Source organism: Protofrankia sp. Cr2, from assembly GCF_963555885.1.
GTDB lineage: Bacteria > Actinomycetota > Actinomycetes > Frankiales > Frankiaceae > Protofrankia.
Window position 1 is genome coordinate 1 of the sequence record NZ_CAUVXG010000118.1, and the last position, 2925, is coordinate 2925.

The 2925-nt window shown below is 64.8% G+C and carries 2 protein-coding genes and 1 pseudogene; 2 read left to right on the forward strand and 1 reads right to left on the reverse strand.

The features are described 5' to 3' along the window. Positions 1-193: pseudogene (locus U9978_RS23875) on the forward strand (IS5/IS1182 family transposase); the annotation flags it as partial. Positions 194-806: 613 nt separating this feature from the next. Here U9978_RS23875 and U9978_RS23880 read toward each other — a convergent pair. Beyond that, positions 807-1145 (reverse strand): recombinase family protein, encoded by a 339-nt coding sequence (locus U9978_RS23880; RefSeq protein ID WP_322763395.1) that lies wholly within the window; start codon positions 1143-1145, stop codon positions 807-809. Positions 1146-1385: 240 nt separating this feature from the next. Between U9978_RS23880 and U9978_RS23885 the strand changes: the two genes are divergently transcribed. Next, positions 1386-2819: a hypothetical protein gene (locus U9978_RS23885; protein ID WP_322763396.1), complete on the forward strand. Its 1434-nt coding sequence runs from the start codon at positions 1386-1388 to the stop codon at positions 2817-2819. Positions 2820-2925 lie beyond the last annotated feature (106 nt).

Sequence of the window (2925 nt, forward strand, 5' to 3'; positions counted from 1 at the left end):
CTGGGTCGGGGAACGGACCCATGCGTGGATGAACGGCTACGGCAAGCTCCGCCGTTGCACCGACAAGAACGGCGCGATCGTCGATTTTTATCTCTACTTGACCGCAGCCTTCGTCACCGTCCGTGCACTGATTCGGCATGCCCGGACGCTCTACCGCTGGGACAGCCGACCCACCACCCGACGTCTCAAGTGACGCCTATTGCCGGTCGCTCTTAGCCCGACCTTCCAGCTGTAGCACAAAGTTGGAATAATAGGATAGAATAGAATGCAAATGCCTGGCGTTTCCACTTCTGCATCAAATTCTTCTTCTAGCCGTCTCACCACCTGGCAGCTCATATGGCGCGCCCTATTCGTTACGACCTGGGCGGTTAGCTGGAGTGCAGTCGTCGCTTCTGGGTTCGGTATACCAAACGTAATGCACGCCATCTTGGTTGTAGGTCTCGGTGTTCTAACGGCGGTGATGGTAAACGCCGGTTCACCTGCTATTTCGATTTTTCGAACGCGCAGCCTAGCCCAGCGACGCGCAGATCTTGTATCGACGCAACCGAAAGCATGGCTTAGGCGTCTAGCTACCGGATTCCTTCTCGTAGCCCTTTGGTTCTGCGCCTATCGTTATTGGCACTTTGACCTAGCTGCCAGTGTCTCGTGGCTTACCCTTGCCCTCATCCTGACTGTGGTTTCATACTTTATCGACTATGAGCGCTTGGAACATCGACGGTAGTGCATTAATCGGCGCGGTTCACCTTTTCGGATAGCGTCGCTACATAGGTAAATAGTGTCACGGCTCTCCTAGATCACCTACTGCGTCAACCCCCAGCGTGGAGGGACGAACCGGCAGAACCCGCCACCATCACCGCCCCGCCCAGGCTCTTAACCTCGGCCACAATCGCCTCCCGTACCACGCTCCACGTCGACATGTGCATCTCGCTCGGTACCAACACCACGGCTCCCGTCTGCCGGACATGAGAGAGCACCATGTCCAGCCCCGGCCGCACCAGCCGCGTCGGGCGGATATTGCGGTCGACGAAAATCTCCTCAAGCCGCAATCCTTCAGCAACGGCAAACGCCGTAAGGTCCTCGTGCAGCCGCTCGATCTCCGCCTCGTTGTCATCTTCCACCGAGATGTAGCCAAACGTGGGGCGCATGGTGTCGCCTCCTTTTCGGATATGCAGTCATATGGCCTGGCCCGGACACGCGCCCCGGGCCGGTCTCTACCGTCCGCAACCGTCACGGGCCGCCCGTGCCCGCCGAAAGCCCAGCCCCGCATAACGCCTATACGTCCGGCGCATACCACCCGGTCCGGTATCGCACCCGCATACCCTCACGCATAAACTCCCGGGCATGTCCGGTACGGCCGCCAGGCGTTGGAGAATCGGGGCATTGATATGGACGAACGCGAGGCAGTCCGCCGCTACTGCCGGTGCGGCGCCCGCATCGCGCGGGACAACGACAGCGACATGTGTACCCCTTGCCTGCGCCGGGCCTACGACCGCGTCCTCGGTGCGCCGACCGTCCCGCCGGAGTTCTGGACCGCCTCGCCGCAGCTGGCCGACGCGCTGGCCGCCCGCCATATGGGCCAGGTCATCGCCGCCTACCGGCTCCACCCCTTCCATCAGCCGCCCCTGTCGCAAGGGATCGTCGCCGGGTGGATGAACCTCTCCCAAGCCCAGACGAGCCGCATCGAGACCGGCCCGCACATCCATGACCTCTCCAAGCTCATCCGTTGGGCACGGGCCTTGTGTATCCCGGAAGAATTGTTGTGGTTCAAGCTCCCCGGCAGCTCTGGCCCGCCCCCGTCCGGCCTCACGAAGGTTGTCCCGGCCGAACCGGCCCCGCGGTCTGATCCGCTCGACAGCTTGGACCATCTGCGCCAAAGCGCCATCGACAACCTCACCAGCGGCGCGCTTTCAGGCGCGGCTCTCGATGATTGGGAGCACACCGTGTATGTCCATGGCCGCGCTACCCGGTACCTCCCACCGATCCTGCACCTCGTCGATCTGGCCTCGGACTTCGCGGATGTCATGCAGGTGCTGTCCCGGCGGCAGCCCGCCACCGCGACCCGCCGCCTCACCCGCGTGACGGCCCAGCTCGCCGGACTCATCTCGCTGACCCTCATCAAATTGGGCCACCGCAGCGCAGCCCGCGACTGGGGGCGTACCGCCCGTCTCGCGGCCGCCGAAACCGCCGATCCCGCCATCTCGTCCTGGGTACGCGCCCAGGACGCCTACACCGCCTTTTACACCGGCGACCCCGGACGGGCGGCTGCCATCGCGGCCGAAGCACAGGCCCTTGCCGGGCGCACCCCTTGTGTTGGCGCTGTCCTAGCCGCTGCCGCCGAAGCACGGGCCTACGCCGTCCTCGGACAGGAAGCAGAAGCCGGAGCCGCCCTGGTACGCGCCGAAACCGGCCTTGCCGCCCTCGGCCCTGACGACATCACCGCCTCGGCTTTTGGTTACAACGAGGCGCAACTGCGCTTCCACGCGGGTAACGCCTACACCCACCTGGGCGACACCACGCGCGCCGCCGAGGCCCAAGGCCGCGCTCTGGCGCTGTACCCCGCAAGCGACTACCTCGACCGCACCTTGATCCAGCTCGACCAGGCCGACTGTCTCCTTCACGCCGGAGACATCCCAGCCGGAGCCGCCCACGCCGTGGCCGCCATCCTCGCGCTTCCCAATGACCATCGCGACGGCCTCATCCTCGGCCGGGCGCGGCAGCTGACCCGCAGCCTCGGTCCACGCGGCCGCACCCTCCCGGACGTCCGGGCCTTGCGCGATCTGTTGGAACTGCCCGCCGGAAGTGTCGGAGACGGGGCCTAGACTCTGGCGGGTGACGATCTCGGTACATCGCGCGGCCAATGAGGACGCCGAAGACCTGGCGGGTCTCATGGTCGAGCTGGACGCCTACTACGGGGCGGCGCCCACC

Excerpts from the sequence above, each read along its gene's own strand:
- U9978_RS23880 (WP_322763395.1), bottom strand. The coding sequence starts at position 1,145 with ATGCGCCCCACGTTTGGCTACATCTCGGTGGAAGATGACAACGAGGCG.
- U9978_RS23885 (WP_322763396.1), top strand. The coding sequence starts at position 1,386 with ATGGACGAACGCGAGGCAGTCCGCCGCTACTGCCGGTGCGGCGCCCGC.